At 71.0% G+C, this 16616-nt stretch carries 12 protein-coding genes and 1 pseudogene; 7 read left to right on the top strand and 6 right to left on the bottom strand.

Annotated elements, in window-relative coordinates:
* Window positions 1-10: 10 nt before the first annotated feature.
* The 6 genes and pseudogenes from FB157_RS37790 to FB157_RS37765 all read right to left on the bottom strand — a co-directional run bounded on the left by FB157_RS37790 (window position 11) and on the right by FB157_RS37765 (window position 7877).
* Window positions 11-877 (bottom strand): carbohydrate ABC transporter permease, encoded by an 867-nt coding sequence (locus FB157_RS37790; RefSeq protein ID WP_145885247.1) that lies wholly within the window; start codon window positions 875-877, stop codon window positions 11-13.
* On the bottom strand, window positions 874-1839 hold the full coding sequence (locus tag FB157_RS37785) for a carbohydrate ABC transporter permease (protein WP_145885246.1): 966 nt from the start codon (window positions 1837-1839) through the stop codon (window positions 874-876). Before FB157_RS37785 ends, FB157_RS37790 begins: the two co-directional genes overlap by 4 nt.
* Window positions 1840-1859: 20 nt before the next feature.
* Entirely contained in the window at window positions 1860-3122 is a 1263-nt protein-coding gene (locus FB157_RS37780; RefSeq protein ID WP_145885245.1) for an ABC transporter substrate-binding protein, read from the bottom strand.
* 240 nt (window positions 3123-3362) lie between these two features.
* Window positions 3363-5209 (bottom strand): annotated as a pseudogene (locus tag FB157_RS37775) (glycoside hydrolase).
* Window positions 5210-5219: 10 nt separating this feature from the next.
* Complete coding sequence (locus FB157_RS37770) at window positions 5220-6485, bottom strand: ROK family transcriptional regulator (protein WP_145885244.1); 1266 nt, start codon at window positions 6483-6485, stop codon at window positions 5220-5222.
* Window positions 6486-6623: 138 nt separating this feature from the next.
* Complete coding sequence (locus FB157_RS37765; protein ID WP_145885243.1) at window positions 6624-7877, bottom strand: FAD-binding protein; 1254 nt, start codon at window positions 7875-7877, stop codon at window positions 6624-6626.
* Window positions 7878-7985: 108 nt separating this feature from the next.
* Here FB157_RS37765 and FB157_RS37760 point away from each other — a divergent pair, with 108 nt between their 5' ends.
* The 7 genes from FB157_RS37760 (at window position 7986) to FB157_RS37730 (ending at window position 16531) form a co-directional block, all read left to right on the top strand.
* Window positions 7986-8993, top strand: a complete 1008-nt coding sequence (locus tag FB157_RS37760; RefSeq protein WP_145885242.1) for a hydroxyacid dehydrogenase — start codon at window positions 7986-7988, stop codon at window positions 8991-8993.
* A 133-nt stretch (window positions 8994-9126) separates the two neighbouring features.
* Window positions 9127-9801 (top strand): pyridoxamine 5'-phosphate oxidase family protein, encoded by a 675-nt coding sequence (locus FB157_RS37755; RefSeq protein WP_145885241.1) that lies wholly within the window; start codon window positions 9127-9129, stop codon window positions 9799-9801.
* 57 nt (window positions 9802-9858) lie between these two features.
* Window positions 9859-11178, top strand: coding sequence for a radical SAM protein (locus FB157_RS37750; protein ID WP_145885240.1), 1320 nt, complete (start codon window positions 9859-9861; stop codon window positions 11176-11178).
* A gap of 236 nt (window positions 11179-11414) precedes the next feature.
* On the top strand, window positions 11415-12920 hold the full coding sequence (locus FB157_RS37745) for a cellulose-binding domain-containing protein (protein WP_145885239.1): 1506 nt from the start codon (window positions 11415-11417) through the stop codon (window positions 12918-12920).
* A gap of 258 nt (window positions 12921-13178) precedes the next feature.
* Window positions 13179-14273 (top strand): ribosome small subunit-dependent GTPase A, encoded by a 1095-nt coding sequence (gene rsgA, locus FB157_RS37740; RefSeq protein WP_145885238.1) that lies wholly within the window; start codon window positions 13179-13181, stop codon window positions 14271-14273.
* Between the two features lie 372 nt (window positions 14274-14645).
* Entirely contained in the window at window positions 14646-16040 is a 1395-nt protein-coding gene (locus tag FB157_RS37735; RefSeq protein ID WP_186581876.1) for a bifunctional transcriptional activator/DNA repair enzyme AdaA, read from the top strand.
* Window positions 16040-16531 (top strand): methylated-DNA--[protein]-cysteine S-methyltransferase, encoded by a 492-nt coding sequence (locus tag FB157_RS37730; RefSeq protein WP_145885236.1) that lies wholly within the window; start codon window positions 16040-16042, stop codon window positions 16529-16531. The genes FB157_RS37735 and FB157_RS37730 overlap by 1 nt, the downstream gene beginning before the upstream one ends.
* Window positions 16532-16616: the final 85 nt, after the last annotated feature.

Raw genomic sequence — 16616 nt, 5'->3', positions numbered from 1 at the left:
GTCTCCTAGCTCAGCCCTTGATGCCGGTCTGCGCGATTCCCTGGACCAGCCAGCGCTGGAGGAAGAGGAAGACGAACAGCAGGGGCAGGATGGAAATGGCGGTAGCCATGAAGATCAGGTGGTAGTTGACGGTCTGGTTGGTCATGTACGACGACAGCGCGACCTGGACCGTCCAGGCGCTCGGGTCCTGGCCGATGACCAGCGGCCACAGGAACGAGTTCCAGCCGTTGATGAAGGTGATCGTGGCGATCGCAGCGAAGAAGTTCAGCGAGTTCGGCACCACGACACGCCAGTACGCGCCCCAGTGGCCGAGTCCGTCCACGCGCGCCGCCTCCTCCAGCTCCTTCGGGAACCCGAGGAAGTACTGCCGGAACAGGAAGCAGGTGAAACCGCTGAAGAGGCCCGGGATGATGAGGCCGCGGTAGCTGTCGACCCAGCCGAGGGACGACACGAGGACGAAGCTCGGGACGAAGGTGACGGCCGTGGGGACCATGAGGGTCACCAGGACGCCGTAGAAGATCTTGTTGGCGTGCCGGTAGGGGATTCGGGCCAAGGCGTAGCCCGCGAGGGAGCACACGAGCAGCGTGCCGACCGTGTGCAGGACGCCGACGACCAGTGAGTTCCACATCGACCGGCCGAAGTCGACCGTGGGGTCGTCGAACGGCTCGGTGATGTTGCCCCACTGGAGGTGGGTGGGGAAGAACTTCCAGTTCTCGCCGGTGATCTCCGGGTCCGTGGACAGGGCGTTGCGGACCAGCAGGTAGAAGGGGACGAGGAAGAGGAGCGCGGCGACGCCGGTGGCGAGCCAGAGGCCGGTGGAGCTCATCACGCCGCCGCGCCTGACGCGCTTGCGGGTCTCGGGCACGGTGCTGGTCACCTGGACTCGTCACCCCTTCCGAAACCCATGACCCTGCCCTGGAACAGGGTGACGACGCAGATCAGCACGGTCAGCACCATGGCGCCGGCGCTGCCCTTGCCGTAGTTCTGGTCCTGGCCGAGGGCGGTGTAGTACAGGTCGACGAGCGGCGGGCGGCCCCAGGTCGTCTTGGACAGCAGATTGAAGAACTCGTCGAAGGCCTGGTAGGCGGCGACGAGCAGCAGCAGGACCACGGCCGTGGACGTGGCCCGCAGCTGCGGCAGCGTGATGTACCGGAAGGTCTGCCAGCCGGGCCTGGCGCCGTCGATGGCGGCGGCCTCGTACAGCTCCTGCGGGATGTTCTGCAGCGCGGCCAGGAACAGGATCATGTAGAAGCCGGACTGCAGCCACAGCCGGGCGGTGACGATGACCAGCCAGTACCAGGGCGGGTCGGGGTTGGCGAGCCAGGCGATGTTGTCGACGCCGAACCAGCCGATGACGGTGTTCGCGAGACCGAAGCGCACGCCGTTGAAGAGGGACATCTTCCAGATCAGCGAGGCCGCGACATAGCTGCACGCCGTCGGCAGGAAGAACACCGAGCGGTAGAAGGCCCGCATGAACCTCAGGCGGTTCACCAGCAGGGCGAGGCCCAGGGAGACCGCCCAGGTGGTGGGCACGATGAAGGCGGCGAAGACGGTGAAGGTGACCAGCGAGCCGGTGAACTGGCTGTCCGAGAAGATGTCCCGGTAGTTGTCCAGGCCGACGAAGTCGCTGGGCGTGACGGTGAAGCGGGCCTCGAAGAAGCTGAGGTAGAGGCTCCAGAGGATGGGGATGTAGACGAAGACGATCAGCCCGATCAGGAACGGGCTGGTGAAGAGCCAGAAGTTGAAGGTGCGGCTGCCGCGCAGCCCCCGCCGCGGCCGGGCCTCGGTGGCCTCGGCCGGGGCGCTGCCCGCGACGCCGCGCGTGGTGGTCGTCGACATGTCGTGGTCCGCCCGGCGGCCTATCCGAACAACTTCTTCAGCTCGGCGTTCACCGTCCTGTCGCACTTGTCGAGCGCGGCCTGAGGGTCACCGCCCTTGCGGACGCAGTCGGCGAAGAGGTCCTCCGTGGCGGTGATCATCGCCTGGGTCCAGCCGATGTTGTCGAAGTGCCCGTACTCGTCGAAGAGCTTCACGCCCTCGGCCGGCAGGCCCGACTTCAGCTTGGTGGCGGACTGCGCGATGGAGGTGCGGGGCGGGATGTGGAAGCCGTACGAGGTCGCCCAGTCCTCCTGGTACTTCTTCTGGTCGATCCACAGCCACTTCACGTACTCCTTGGCCGCCTCGACGTTCCTGCCCTTGGCGTTGACGAACACCGACCAGCCGCCGTTGTAGACGGAGGGCCTGCCCGCGTCGGTGACCTTCGGGAACGGCATGATGCCGAGGTCGTCGCCGAGGGTCTGCTGGAACTGCGGCATGGCCCACATGCCGCAGAACTGGATCGCGCACAGGCCCTGGTTGAGCGCGGACGGGTCCCAGAAGTCGGCCGGGGCGTCGAGCAGGAGGTCGCCGCTGGTGAACAGCTTGCGCATCTTTTTCAGACCCTCGACCACGCCGTCCGTGTGGTAGGCGATCCGGTTCTTGTCGTCGAGGGTGTCCGCGCCGGCCGACCAGATCAGCGGGTTGATCACCGCGTGCAGGTCGTTGCCGAGGAAGAGGCCCTTGACCTTGCTCGTGGTGAGCTTGGCCGCCGCCTCGGTCAACTCGTCCAGGGTGGTGGGCGGCTGGATGCCCGCCTTCTCCAGCAGGGACTTGCGGTAGAAGAAGAACTGCGGGTCGTCGATCATCCGGACGCCGTAGATCTTGCCGTCGACCGTGTGCGACTTGATGTCGGCCTGGTTGAAGTCGTCCTTGACCGGGTCGATGACGTCGGTCAGGTCCGCCACCTGCCCGCTCTTGACGAGCTGGATCTGCGGGTGGAACTCGAACAGGTCCGGCGCCTGGTCGGTGAGCAGCGACGCGAACAGCTTGCTCTCGAAGTTCGAGCCGGTGATCCACTGCGTGGTCACGTCGGCCTTCGTGTATGCCTTCGCATAGCGCTTGACGGCCTGCGCGGTGCCGGCCTCGCCGTACGCGTGGAAGTACTGGGCGAGGCTCTTGCCCGAACCGGAGCTGCCGCCACGGCCGTTGTTGCCGCCGCACGCGGCGAGCGTACCGGCGGCGGCCAGGCCCGCTGCGGCCCGGAATATCGATCGGCGGTCCCAGTTGCTGCTCAGTGCCGACATGCTGACGTCCTTGTCTGTCGAGTGCTGCCGCGGCTCCGCACCTGAAAGCCAGTTGGCTCGAATTGCCTTGCGGAGCCGGGACGTTAATCTTCGACTAATGCTTCGGCAAGGGGTTGGACGAAGTCTGTTCGAAGTGTTGTGCCCGGTTCGGAATCCCGAACAGGGCTTCGGGGAACGGGAGATGAGGGCCGCCGGGTCAGGGATGTGGCCGGCGGCCCTCGGTCATGGGGGTGGCGCTGACTACTGCCTGGTCCAGGCCTCGTTGGTGCCGCCGTTGCAGCTGTAGAGGATCACCCTGCTGCCGTCGGCGGTCGCCTGGCCGCTGACGTCCAGGCACTCGCCCGAGGCCTCGTTGACGATCTGGCCGTTGGAGTTCAGCAGCCAGCGCTGTGTCGCGTCACCGGTGAAGGCCGCGGAGGTGGCAAGCCCCGGACTGCCCGCCGAAAGATAGCCGCTCGCGCCCTTCAGGCGCCCTCGGCATCGTACGACCACGACTGGTCGGCCCCGCCGGTGCAGGTGCTGATCGCGGCCCCGGAGGCGTCGGCGGTCAGGCACTTGCCCGACTGCTGCCCCTGCCAGGCACCGGCGAGGGCCGTACTGCCGTGGCCGCGCCGGTCGAGCACGTACGTCGTGACGGAACGCGCGGCGAGCGTCGTGGACAGCGTGCCGTGGCGCACGGACGGCTTGGCGACGTTCGCCCAGTTCTCCGTGGCCGACGTGCGCACGGCCTTGCTCGCGTGTACCGGCGTACCGCTGTTGAAGTGCAGGTTCAACGCCGTGCCGGTGGTGTTGTGGTTGTTGACCACGACCACCCACTGGCCGTTCCGGTCGTACGTCGACACCTCGACGCCGTTCGGCGCGCCGGTCACGTTGTGCGCCACCGAGCCCGGCCTCACGAACTTGCTGTACTGGCCGAGCGCGTAGTACCGCTTCGTGAAGTACAGCTTCTGGTTGCCGTCGGCCGCGTAGTCGGGGTCGTAGTAGATCAGACCGTCGTTCCAGCCCTCGTCGTTCCTCGTGCTCGGGTCACTCCCGTACCCGCTCGCCAGCGCCACCCACCACTGGAACGCCGAGTCGTGGGAACTCGCGAAGTCCTTGTAGATGATCCGGGACATCAGCAGGGCGTTGTCGATGGTCGGGTCGTACTCCTGGTTCCAACCCGTTGTGCCCTTGCCGAAGCAGCAGATCTCCGTCGCCCAGGACTTCTTGCCCACCGAGGCCGACGTCTCGTGGACCTTGCCCAGTTCCCCGTCGTCCGGGTCGTTGTACGTGTGGTGGGCGAGTCTGGAGACGTACCGGGCGGTGCCCGGCTGCGAGATCCACTGTGGCAGCTCGGAGTTGAACTGAGTCGTCCTGCTGGACTCGTCCGCGATGATGCCGGTCTTCCGGTGGCGTGCCCGCTGCTCGGCGCCCAGTGCGCGCACGATGTCGTCGCGCTGGTCGACCGGCACCGGCATGCCTTCCTGGCCGCAGTCGGCGAAGCTGTTGTCCGGCTCGTTGAAGGGGCTGATGTAGTCGAGCCGGACGCCCTGCCGGGCGAAGTGATCGGTCACGTCGGCGATGTACCCGGCGAAGTCGGCCTCGTTCTCCGCCTTCAGCAGGCCACCGCAGCTCTTCCCGTTCGTCGTCCACCGGGAGGGCGCGCTGTTGACGAAGCCGATCAGGTCCTTCACGCCGTACCGCGCGGCGTACTCGAGGAACGTCCGACCGCCTTCGTCCCTGCTCCAGTCGTAGGAGCCGTCGGGGTTGAGGAAGTCCTCGGCGGCGCGTGCCGGTGTGGTGACGGCGGTACCGCCGCCACCGATGTTGTAGCGGTACGAGCTGAGCTCCAGGCCGCCCTCGGAGAAGAGCAGCCTCGCCACCCGGGCCCGGACGGCGGGTGAGAAGTGCTGCAGGTCGTTGACCCACCAGGCGCCCGAGGCGCCGATGTCGTCGATGGTCTGGGCGGCGTGCGGCGAGACTTCGGCGGGGGCGGGTGAGTCGGCGGCTTTCGCGGGTGGGGAGGTGAGCAGGGCTCCAGTGACAGCCAGCGCGGCGGAGGCTGCGAGCAGGAGGGATCTCCTGGTGCGGGGGTGAGACACGTGCATCCCTTCGTCGTCATGAAGGCGGTGCGGTACGGCTCCTTGCGGGTGCGGCGGTGCGCTTCGTGCCGGTCGTGTTGATCCCTGCGCGCTGCCCGACGGACTGCAGGGCCCCCTCCAGCGCGAACGTGGCGGCGCCCAGGGACACCGGGTCGGTGGGGATCGGGGAGAGGACGATCTCGGTGGCGGCCAGCGGCCGCCGCAGCGCGTGCCGGGCGACGGCCGCGCGTACCTCGCCGAGCAGCGGCTCGCCCAGCCGGGACGCCACCCAGCTGCTGAGCACGACCACTTCGGGGTTGAGGAGGTTGATCAGGTCGGAGATCCCGGCGCCCAGGTAACGGGCGGTGTCCCGGACCACCTTGAGCGCCACCGGGTCGTCCACGGCGACCGCCCGGGCCAGCGCGTCGATGGTGGCCGTCTGGTCCTCGGGGTGCAACAGCGTGGACCGCGGGCTGAGTTCGCGCAGGTTCTGCATGATGCCGGGTGCGCCCACGTACGTCTCCACGCAGCCGTGGTTGCCGCAGTGGCACAACCGGCCGTCCAGCACGAGCGTGGTGTGCCCCCACTCGCCGGCGCTGTTGCTCACGCCCCGGTGCAGCCCGCCGCCGAGCGCCAGACCGGCGCCGACGCCCGTGCCGAGGTTGACCACCACGGCGTCCCCGCGGCCCCGCGCGGCCCCGAACCACAGCTCGGCGACCGCGCAGGCGCGCAGCGGATTGTCCAGGTACAGGGGATGGGCGATGTGCTCGGCGAGCAGATCGAGCAGCGGGACGTCGTGCCAGTTCCAGTTGGGCGCGTACTCGGCGATGCCGGTGTCCCGGTCCACCTGGCCCGGCACGCTCACCCCGACACCGAGCACCCGGGCGGCCTCGATCCCGGCCTGGGCGACCACCGAGCCGACGGCCGCGGCGACATGGCCGACCACCTGCTCGGGACGGCTCTCGCCGGGCCGCATGTCCTCGTCGGCGCGGGCCAGCACGTTCAGCGCAAGGTCGAACAGCTCGACGTGGACGTAGGTCTCCGCGATGTCCACGCCGATCAACGCGCCTCCCGACGCGTTGACGGCGACCAGGCCCCGGGGGCGGCCGCCGGCGGAGTCCTCGAAGCCGACCTCGGTGATCATGCGCAGGTCCAGCAGCTCGCCGACGAGCGTGGCGACCGTGGCGAGGCTCAGTCCGGTGGCCGCGGCCAGTTCCTGCCGGGAGGTGGGAGACTCGGCGATGATCTGGCGCAGCACCTCGTAGCGGTTCGCGGTGCGGATGTCGCGTGATGTGCGCTTCACGGAGCTGCCCCTCCCATCCTGTCGGACCGGGCCGGGGCGAGGTCGGCACCGGCGCGGCGTCAGGCTATGGGCTGGGAGGGACTTTCGACAAGGGGTTAGGAAAGGGGGTGGAGAAAGTCTGCCGTCCCTGGCTGTCCGTCAGTCTGCCAGGACGTCCCGGACGAAGGCGTTGGTGAACTTGCCCGTGGGGTCCAGGTCTTGGGCCAGGCCGCGGAAATCGGCCAGGCGTGCGTAGCGTCGGCGGAGCACGGCCGTGGGCACGGTGAAGACCTTCCCCCAGTGCGGGCGCGGGTCGAAGGCTTCCAGTGCCTCCTCCACCCTGCGGACCACCGGCAGCACGGCCGCCGTGTCCTCGACCCAGGTGAAGTGCAGGGCCACCGAGTCGCGGCCGTGGGCCGGGCTGAGCCACTGCGGGTCGGCGGCGACCGTACGCACCTCGCAGGTCTGCAGGACACCGGCGACCGCCTGCCGAATGCCGTCGATCGCGTCCAGCGCGTCCACGGCGGCCGACCGCGGCAGCAGATACTCCGACTGCAGCTCGTCACCGCTGCTCGGCGTGAACTCGGCCCGGAAGTGCGGCAGCCGCTCGTGCCACGGTCCCGGCACCCCGAACTGTTCGGTGCAGTTGCCGGCCGGCATCCCCGGCACCGGATGCAGCGCCTCGGTCGCGGGCGCGGCCCACGGGAAGTCCGCCGGCGGCTGGTCGGAGCGGCGCTTGACCCACACCTGCCGAAAGCCCGGCTCCCGCCAGTCGGTGAACAGGCTCACACTGTGGGCCGCGCCCGCCACCGCCCCGAAGTCCAGCCCCGACAACGGAAGTTCGGTGAACACGTACTGCTCCACCTCGTACGACGGCTCCAGGTCGAGCGTGAGCACGGTGACCACGCCGAGCGCGCCGAGGGAGGTCACGGCCCCGTCGAAGCGGGTGTCCCCACGCGGAATCGACACCGTCGAGCCGTCCGCGGTCACCAGCTCCACCTCCCGCACCGCCGCCGCGAGCGGTCCGTTGCCCACCCCCGAGCCGTGGGTGCCGGTCGCCACCGAACCGGCCACCGAAATGTGCGGCAGGGAAGCCATGTTGGGCAGCGCGAGACCGTGGGCGTGGACCGTGCGGGCCAGCTCGGCGTACCGGACGCCGCCCGAGACCCGTACCGCACGGGCCCCGGTGTCCACGTCGATCACCGGTGGCAGGTCGGCGATCGACAGCAGCACGCCGTCGGCGCCCGGGTCGGCGATCCCGTTGAAGGAGTGGCCGCTGCCCAGCACCCGCACCTTCGGGCTTTCGGCCACCAGGGTCCGGAGCGCGTCGAGGGAGCGGGGGCGGTGGAACTCCTTCGCCGTGTAGGTGATGTTGCGCGCCCAGTTGGTCACCGTGCCGGCCGTTCCCGTCATCCCGTCGTCCCTCCGGTCGAGTGCGTGTCCGTTGACCCTCTCATTCGCGGCGACCTACCGTAGAGAACGTTTGCTATGTGCGCGTCACCGAGCCGGAGGGTCACTTCCTTGCCCGAGCGTCCCCAGGCACTGTTCGCCATGACTGCCCAGAACGTGCCGCACGTCTTTCCGCCGGAGGTGCTCGCGCGGCTGCGCGCCTGCGTAGAAATCGATCCCACTCTGGTGGCGCACGACTTCACCGAGCCACGGGTCCGGGAGACCCTCGCCCGCACCGAGGTCCTCGTCACCGGCTGGGGCTGCCCCCGCCTCGACGCCGCCGTCCTGGACGCCGCCCCCAGGCTGCGCGCGGTGCTGCACGCGGCCGGCTCGGTCAAGGGGTTCACCACCCCCGAGGTCTGGCGGCGCGGCATCGCCGTCTCCTCGGCGGCCGCCGCCAACGCACTGCCCGTCGCCGAGTACACCCTCGCGATGATCCTGCTCGCCGGGAAGGACGTCTTCGCCTTCCGCGACCTGTTGCGCGCACGCCGCGCCTTCCCCTGCGGCGACATCGTCCCCGGCATCGGCAACCACGGTCGCCGGGTGGGTGTCGTCGGCGCCTCGCGCATCGGCCGCCGCCTGATCGAACTGCTCCGCCCCCACGACCTCCGGGTCGCCCTCGCCGACCCGTACGTCGGCGCGGCGGAGGCCGCACGGCTCGGCGTACCCCTGCTGCCCCTCGACGACCTGCTGCGCACCTCGGACATCGTCACTCTGCACGCCCCGCAGACCCCTGAGACCCTGCACCTCGTCGGACCCCGCGAACTGGCCCTGATGCCCACCGGATCGGTGCTGATCAACACCGCGCGTGGTGCCCTCGTCGACCACGACGCGCTGCTCGGGGAACTGCGCACCGGACGCCTGAACGCCGTCCTCGACGTCACCGACCCCGAGCCGCTGCCCGCCGACTCGCCCCTCTTCGAGCTGCCCAACGCGTTCGTCACCCCGCACCTCGCGGGCTCCCAGGGCAATGAGCTGGCCCGGCTCGGCCTGACCGTCGTGGAGGAGGCCGAACGCCTGCTGTCCGGGGGCGAGCTGGCCTGCGCCGTCGACCACACGGCGCTGGAGCGGACGGCGTGAGGGGCCGCCCTCGATCCGCAGGGCCGATTGGCTGTGGCCATCACTGCTGCGGATTTCGTCGCTTGTTTCTCATTTGATGATGGAATCGAAATATATCTAGCCTCAGATATGCGATATCGGTAACGTGCGCGGTATGGCCCCGAAACCGCTGCCGCCCCGGCTCCCCGAAACCGACCTCACCCGCCACCGCCGCCTCCGCGACCAGGGCAGCCTGGAGCGGGCCGAGCTGGAGGCGATCCTGGACGCCGGTTTCGTCTGCCATCTGGGGGTGGTGGTCGAGGGGCGGCCACTGGTCGTCCCGACCGTGTACGGGCGGGACGAACGGGAGCTGTACCTCCACGGGTCCGTGGCCAGCCGCAGTCTGGCCGGTGATCTCCCGGTCTGTGTGACCGTCACGCACATCGACGGGCTCGTGCTCGCCCGCTCCGTCTTCGAGCACGGGGTGAACTACCGCAGCGCCATGATCCACGGCATCGCCCGCAAGGTCACCGACCCCGAGGAGAAGCTGGAGGGACTGCGCCGGCTCACCGAGCACGCGACGCCCGGACAGTGGTCGTACGCCCGGCGGCCCAACCGGAAGGAACTCGCCGCCACCACCCTCCTCGCGCTCTCCCTCGAAGAGGCCTCCGTCAAGATACGCAGTGGCGCTCCCGACGACGGCGACGGGCCCGACGCGGAACTCGGCCTGTGGGCCGGGGTCCTGCCGCTCACCTCCGTCTGGGGCGAGCCCGTGGCCGACCCGGCGCTGCCGTCCGGCACCGCCGTACCGGGACACATCGCGCGCCGTGCGGGGACCCGGCACGCCTGACCGGGAGACGGGGGCATACGGTGAGAGGCGAACGCCTGAGCCGGGAGGAGATGCGGGATGGGCAGTCGCACCGCGCTGGTCGAGGATCTGATGGAGAGGTTCCCGCACGTACCGCGGGAAGCCGTCTTCAAGGAGGACCTGCTTCGGGGTGGCGTCGCCTTCGACCCATCCGCCCTCAGTGACAACGAGAGCGGCGAGGTCAAGCCGAAGTCGTACTTCATCTTCTCCTTCGACCACGGCACCCTGCCCGAGCTGGGCGAGGCCGCGCTGCGCCGGCCCCCGGAGGAGATCATCCTCACCGGCGGCCCGTACGACCTGCGCCGCACGGTGGTCTCCGTGCGGGTGAACCCGGCCTCGCCGTACCGGGTCGCCGCCGACGACGAGGGGCTGCTCGGGCTGTACCTGGACGGGAAGCGGATCGCCGACGTCGGCGTGCCCCCGATGCCCGAGTACTACCGGCACACCCTGTCCAACGGGAAGTCCGTCATGGAGGTCGCCCCGACCATCCAGTGGGGCTACCTGATCTACCTCACCGTCTTCCGGGTCTGCCAGTACTTCGGCGCCAAGGAGGAGTGCCAGTACTGCGACATCAACCACAACTGGCGCCAGCACAAGGCGGCCGGGCGGCCGTACACCGGGGTCAAGGACGTCGAGGAGGTGCTCGAAGCCCTCGAGATCATCGACCGGTACGACACCCAGAAGGCGTCCACCGCCTACACCCTCACCGGCGGCGCGATCACCAAGACGGTCGCCGGCCGGGACGAGGCCGACTTCTACGGTCACTACGCCAAGGCCATCGAGGAGCGCTTCCCGGGCCGCTGGATCGGCAAGGTCGTCGCGCAGGCGCTGCCCCGTGACGACGTGCAGCGGTTCAAGGACTACGGCGTGCAGATCTACCACCCCAACTTCGAGGTGTGGGACCGCCGGCTGTTCGAGCTGTACTGCCCCGGCAAGGAGCGGTACGTCGGCCGGGACGAATGGCACAAGCGGATCCTGGACTCGGCGGAGATCTTCGGCGCGCGCAACGTGATCCCCAACTTCGTGGCGGGGGTGGAGATGGCCGAGCCGTTCGGCTTCACCACCGTCGACGAGGCCATCGCATCCACCACCGAGGGCCTGCGCTTCTTCATGTCGCAGGGCATCACGCCCCGCTTCACCACCTGGTGCCCGGAGCCCACCACCCCGCTCGGCAAGGCCAATCCGCAGGGCGCGCCGCTGGAGTACCACATCCGGCTCCTGGAGGCCTACCGGGCCACCATGGACGAATTCGGCCTCTCCTCGCCCCCCGGCTACGGTCCGCCCGGACCCGGCCGCGCGGTGTTCTCCGTCAGCTCCTTCATGGACAGCCTGCCCGCCGCCGAGCGCGCCGAGGTGTGATCCGCACCGAAGAACCGGCGGGACGGTGAGTCGAACGGCGCCCGCATCCGTATCAGAGACCGGAGCTGCGGCCCTGCGCGGATGCGGTTACGTCACGCGACCTCCTGGTCACCCGAATTTGAATACGGCGCTTGTCAGTTGTGGCGAAGACGTGAAAGGCTCCTGCCGCCGCGAGGTTCCCCCCAACTCCATTTCCTCTATGGTGAGTTGACCTCGCGCGTGGATGCAGGAGTCTCATGCCCGACCTGCCGACCCCCCAGGACGCCACCGAGGCCGCGCTGTTCTCGGAGTGCTGGGACGCGGTGCTCTCGTACGCCGACCTGTGCACCTCCGGCTCCCTGACGGCACATCAGCTGGCGACCGAGGCGTTCACCCTCGGCATGCGCGAGGTGCGTGCCGCCGGCATCGTGCCCGCGCGCGGCCCCGGCCGGCGCGCCGGCCGGCTGCCGACGATCCCGGAGCTGCTGACCGCGGTGCGCAGCACGGCCGCGAGCTGGGAGGCCGACGGCGAGGGGCACAAGCTGGACCCCGACCTGAGGCTGTGGCTCAACTCCGGCCAGGCGGCCCGCTACACCGGTCCGCCGCTGCAGCGCCCGGTCGCACTGCGCGGCCTCAGGGACATGCAGGAGGCGGACGCCTCGCTGCTGTGGCTCGCCGAGGTGGAGGCGCTGCCCCTGCCGACGGTGGCCCGCCGGCTCGGTCTCGACGCGGCCACCGTCGCCGAGGAGCTCGACCAGGTCCGCGGCCTGTTCCGGGACCGCTGCCACCGCGCGCATGTCGACACCCCGATGGACGCGCAGTGCCGCAGCTACGCCCGCCTGCTGGACGCGGTCACCCGCTCGCCGGCCGCCGACACGCCGGGCGACCTCTCCCGGCACCTCGCCACCTGCGTCCAGTGCGCCGAGGCCGCCGCCTGTCTGCGGCTGCACGGGGGCGGGCTGCCCGCCGCGCTGGCCGGCGGGGTCATCGGCTGGGGCGGCCTCGCCTATCTGGAGCGCAGGCGCCGCGCCGCCGAGGTCCGGCTCGGGGTGGGCCGGCCGGGCGCGGCCGAGGCCGACGGCGGCGACTCCGAGGAGAAGGAGGGGCGCAACCGCGTCCTGCGCAACGGCCTGCTCGCCGCCGCCGTCCTGCTGTCGGTACTGGCCCTCGGCGTGTCGATGATGCCGTTCGACGGCTCGGGCGACTCGGGCGACGACCGGGCGGCCACCGCCCGCGACGACCGGCAGCCGGTCGCCGACCCTGCCGTCCCCGACACGACCACGACCACGACCACGGCCGCCGGCCCGACCGCCTCCCGCACGCCGTCCCGCACCCCTTCCCCGACCGCCTCCAGGAGCAGGTCCGACCGCAAGAACCCCGACCCCGAGCCCCAGGGCACCTCGGCCGCCACCACCAGCGCCGGCCCGGCCCGTACGACCCCGCCCGCGGCCGGCTGCCGGGCCGACTACCACCTGGACAGCCAGTGGTCCGACGGCTTCCAGGCCACCGTCACCGTCACCACCGACAAGGCCCTCGTCGGCTGGCAGGTCGCCTGGCGCTTCCGTGACGGCCAGCAGGTCGGCCAGATGTGGGACGCGACGGTCCACCAGGACGGCTCCCGCGTCACCGCCTCCGCCGCCGACTACAACAAGTCCGTCTCCGCGCACGGGACCCTGACGTTCGGGTTCCTGGGGTCCTGGCAGAGGGAGAACCGGGTGCCGTACGACTTCACGCTCAACGGGGCGGCCTGCGCGACGAACTGAGGTCGGGAGCCGGCGCGTTCGCGGCCGGAGCCGGAAAACAAATGCGTTGACGTGAGCCGCCGGAGGCGGGCTACAGTGATCACACGCGCCGAGGTGGCGTGTGCACGCACGAGCTGAACGAGGAGGTGTCGACCGATGGCTGTCACTGCGCTGGGCGCTGCCCTCATCCAGGAACTCCTCAAGTCCACCTCCGTGGTCACCGGCTGACCTACCTGCGCTGAACGCGCCCGCCGGGGCCACCCTTGTGAAGGGTCTCCCTTGACTTCCAGCTCTGCTGTTTTCACCGCGCTGGCTCCCTACGGCTGGGACGACGCCTGGGCCGACGCGTTCACCCCGTACGAGTCCGAGGGGCTGCTGCCCGGACGGGTGGTCCGGGTCGACCGCGGTCAGTGCGACGTGGTCACCGCGGGCGGTGTGCTGCGTGCCGACACCGCCTTCGTCACCCCGCACGACCCCCTGCGGGTCGTGTGCACCGGCGACTGGGTCGCCGTCGAACCCGGCGGCAACCCCCGCTATGTGCGCACGTATCTGCCGCGCCGCACCGCCTTCGTGCGTTCCACCTCGTCCAAGCGGTCCGAGGGGCAGATCCTCGCGGCCAACGTCGACCACGCAGTCGTCGCCGTGTCCCTCGCCGTCGAACTCGACCTCGGGCGGGTCGAACGGTTCCTGGCGCTGGCCTGGGAGTCCGGCGCACAGCCCGTGGTCGTGCTCACCAAGGCCGACCTCGTGCCGGACCCGGTGGTGCTGGCCCACCTCGTCCAGGACGTCGAGACGACCGCGCCCGGCGTGCCCGTGCTCACCGTCAGCGCCCTGCACGGCGACGGCCTGGACGTGCTCGTCTCCCTCGTCGGCTCGGGCACGTCCGTGCTGCTCGGGCAGTCCGGCGCGGGCAAGTCCACCCTCGCCAACGCCCTCGTCGGCGACGACGTCATGGACGTACGGGCCGCCCGTGACGTGGACGGAAAGGGCCGGCACACCACGACCACCCGCAACCTGCTGCCGCTGCCCTCCGGGGGAGTGCTCATCGACACCCCCGGGCTGCGGGGCGTCGGCCTGTTCGACGCCGAGAGCGGGGTCGGGCAGGTGTTCTCCGAGATCGAGGAACTGGCCGGGCAGTGCCGCTTCCACGACTGCGTCCACGAGAGCGAGCCCGGCTGCGCGGTCCGCGCCGCGGTGGACAGCGGTGACCTCCCGGTCCGCCGCCTGGACAGCTACCGCAAGCTGATGCGGGAGAACCAGTGGATCGTCGCCAAGACGGACGCCCGGCTCCGCTCCGAGATTCGCAAGGACTGGAAGCGGAAGGGGGCGGAGGGCAGGGCCGCGATGGAGGCCAAGCGGGGCCGGTGGAAGTAGGGGCCCCGGAGTGAGCGCGCGTTCCCGGCGGGTGGCTTCGGCACCCGCCGGGAGCCGCAGTGCTCCGGCGCGGGCGGCGCGTCCGTCTCTTGCCGGCGACGCAGCAAGCAGGTGCCGCGGGCCCCGCAGGGAAGCCCGGCCGAGGCGCGGGAACGCAGGCTCGCCGTTGCCGAGACCTTCGCGAACGCCCCGGGCGCGCTCGACGCGATGCGCCCAGCCCACCCCGGCGCGCCGCTGCAGCCCCGGGCCGATGCGGCCCGCAAGGGTTCCGGCGTGGGACGCCCCCGCCCATCAGTCCGGCGGCCACCGTCCAGCTGCGCGTCCGATTTCCGCCAGCCCGACCCGCCGCCACACCCCACACTGGAACACGTGATGGACGAGGACACCAGGTACGAGGCGGTACGCAGCCGGGACGGGCGGTTCGACGGAGCGTTCTTCTTCGCCGTCGAGACGACCGGGATCTACTGCCGGCCCAGCTGCCCGGCGATCACCCCGAAGCGGCGCAACGTGCGGTTCTTCCCGACGGCCGCCGCAGCGCAGGGCTCCGGCTTCCGGGCCTGCCGGCGGTGCCGGCCGGACGCCGTGCCCGGGTCCGCCGAATGGAACGTCCGTGCGGACGCCGTCGGCCGGGCCGTGCGCCTGATCGCCGACGGGGTCGTGGACCGAGAGGGCGTCGCGGGCCTCGCCTCCCGGCTCGGCTACAGCGCCCGCCAGGTGCAGCGGCAGCTCACCGCCGAACTCGGCGCCGGACCCGTGGCGCTCGCCCGCGCCCAGCGGGCGCACACCGCCCGGGTGCTGCTGCAGACCACCGAGCTGCCGATCACCGAGATCGCGTTCGCGTCCGGGTTCGCCAGCGTGCGGCAGTTCAACGACACCGTCCGCGAGGTGTACGACTCCACGCCGACCGAGGTGCGGGCCGCCGCGCCCCGGGGCCGGGGCGCCCGCCGGGCCACCCCGGGCGCGGGCATCCCGCTCCGCCTCGCCCACCGCGGCCCCTACCAGGCCACCGCCGTCTTCGATCAGCTGGCCCGGGAAGCCGTACCCGGCGTCGAGGAGATGAGCGGAGCCCCGGGCGACCGCACCTACCGGCGTACGCTGCGGCTGCCGTACGGCACCGCGCTCGTCGCCGTCGAGGAGCGCACCCAGGGGCCGAAGACGGGCGGTGGCACGCACCCGGGCGGCTGGCTCGAGGCGCGCCTGCACCTCACCGATCCGCGGGACCTGACCACGGCCGTGCAGCGGCTGCGGCGGCTGTTCGACCTCGACGCCGACCCGTACGCGGTGGACGAACGGCTCGGCGCCGACCCGAGGCTCGCCCCGCTGGTCGCCGCCCGGCCCGGACTGCGCTCACCCGGCGCCGTCGACCCGCTGGAGCCCGCCGTGCGGGCGCTGGTGGGCGTGGCCGGGGCGGCGGACCTGGTCCGCCGGTACGGCAAGGCACTCGACGCCCCCTGCGGCAGCCTCACCCACCTCTTCCCGGAGGCCGCCGCCCTCGCCGGGGCCGGCCTGGGCGGACCGCTGGGCGCGCTGACCGCCGCCCTCGCCGACGGCACCCTGCGCCTGGACCCCGGCGCCGACCGCGACGCCGCCCAGGAGGCGCTGCTCGCCCTGCCCGGCCTGGCCCGGTCCATCGTCGCCACCCTGCGTGCGCGCGCCCTCGGCGACCCCGACGTGGCTCCACCCGGAGTGGACGTACCCGACAGCTGGCGGCCGTGGCGTTCCTACGCCGCCCAACATCTGTGCATCACAGGAGAGTTGAGAGACTGATGGAAGCGACCTACTGGACCGACGTCGAAACGCCGCTCGGCCGGCTCCTGCTCACCGCCGACCCGGACGGCGCGCTCACCTCACTGTCCATGCCGGGCCAGAAGGGCGGACGCACCGTCCTGGACGGCTGGCGACACGACCCCGGCCCCTTCCGTGCGGCCGAGGAACAGCTCACCGCCTACTTCGCGGGCGAACTCAAGGAGTTCCACCTGCCGTTGCACACCGACGGCACCGAGTTCCGCGAGCGGGTCTGGGCCGCGCTCGACTCCGTGCCGTACGGCGGCACCACCACCTACGGCGAGATCGCCGCCCGCGTCGGCGCCCCACGCGCCGCTCTCCGTGCCGTCGGCGGAGCCATCGGCGCCAACCCCCTGCTCATCGTGCGCCCTTGCCACCGGGTGATCGGCGCGGACGGCTCGCTGACGGGGTACGCGGGCGGACTCGAGCGCAAGGTGCGGCTGCTCACGCTGGAGGGAGCGCTGCCCGCCTAGGCCCTGTCGTCAAATTCCCGTCTGCCCCACGACGCCTGGCACGCACTCTCGCCGCACCGGGCGAAAGCCCAAGTACGTCCAGTAC

This window comes from Streptomyces sp. BK340 (assembly GCF_007827595.1).
Taxonomy (GTDB): Bacteria; Actinomycetota; Actinomycetes; order Streptomycetales; family Streptomycetaceae; genus Streptomyces.
This window is presented reverse-complemented; position numbering and strand designations above follow the sequence as displayed.

Excerpts from the sequence above, each read along its gene's own strand:
- FB157_RS37750 (WP_145885240.1), top strand. The coding sequence starts at position 9,859 with ATGGGCAGTCGCACCGCGCTGGTCGAGGATCTGATGGAGAGGTTCCCG.
- FB157_RS37735 (WP_186581876.1), top strand. The coding sequence starts at position 14,646 with ATGGACGAGGACACCAGGTACGAGGCGGTACGCAGCCGGGACGGGCGG.
- FB157_RS37730 (WP_145885236.1), top strand. The coding sequence starts at position 16,040 with ATGGAAGCGACCTACTGGACCGACGTCGAAACGCCGCTCGGCCGGCTC.
- FB157_RS37755 (WP_145885241.1), top strand. The coding sequence starts at position 9,127 with ATGGCCCCGAAACCGCTGCCGCCCCGGCTCCCCGAAACCGACCTCACC.
- FB157_RS37785 (WP_145885246.1), bottom strand. The coding sequence starts at position 1,839 with ATGTCGACGACCACCACGCGCGGCGTCGCGGGCAGCGCCCCGGCCGAG.
- FB157_RS37745 (WP_145885239.1), top strand. The coding sequence starts at position 11,415 with ATGCCCGACCTGCCGACCCCCCAGGACGCCACCGAGGCCGCGCTGTTC.
- FB157_RS37780 (WP_145885245.1), bottom strand. The coding sequence starts at position 3,122 with ATGTCGGCACTGAGCAGCAACTGGGACCGCCGATCGATATTCCGGGCC.
- FB157_RS37765 (WP_145885243.1), bottom strand. The coding sequence starts at position 7,877 with ATGACGGGAACGGCCGGCACGGTGACCAACTGGGCGCGCAACATCACC.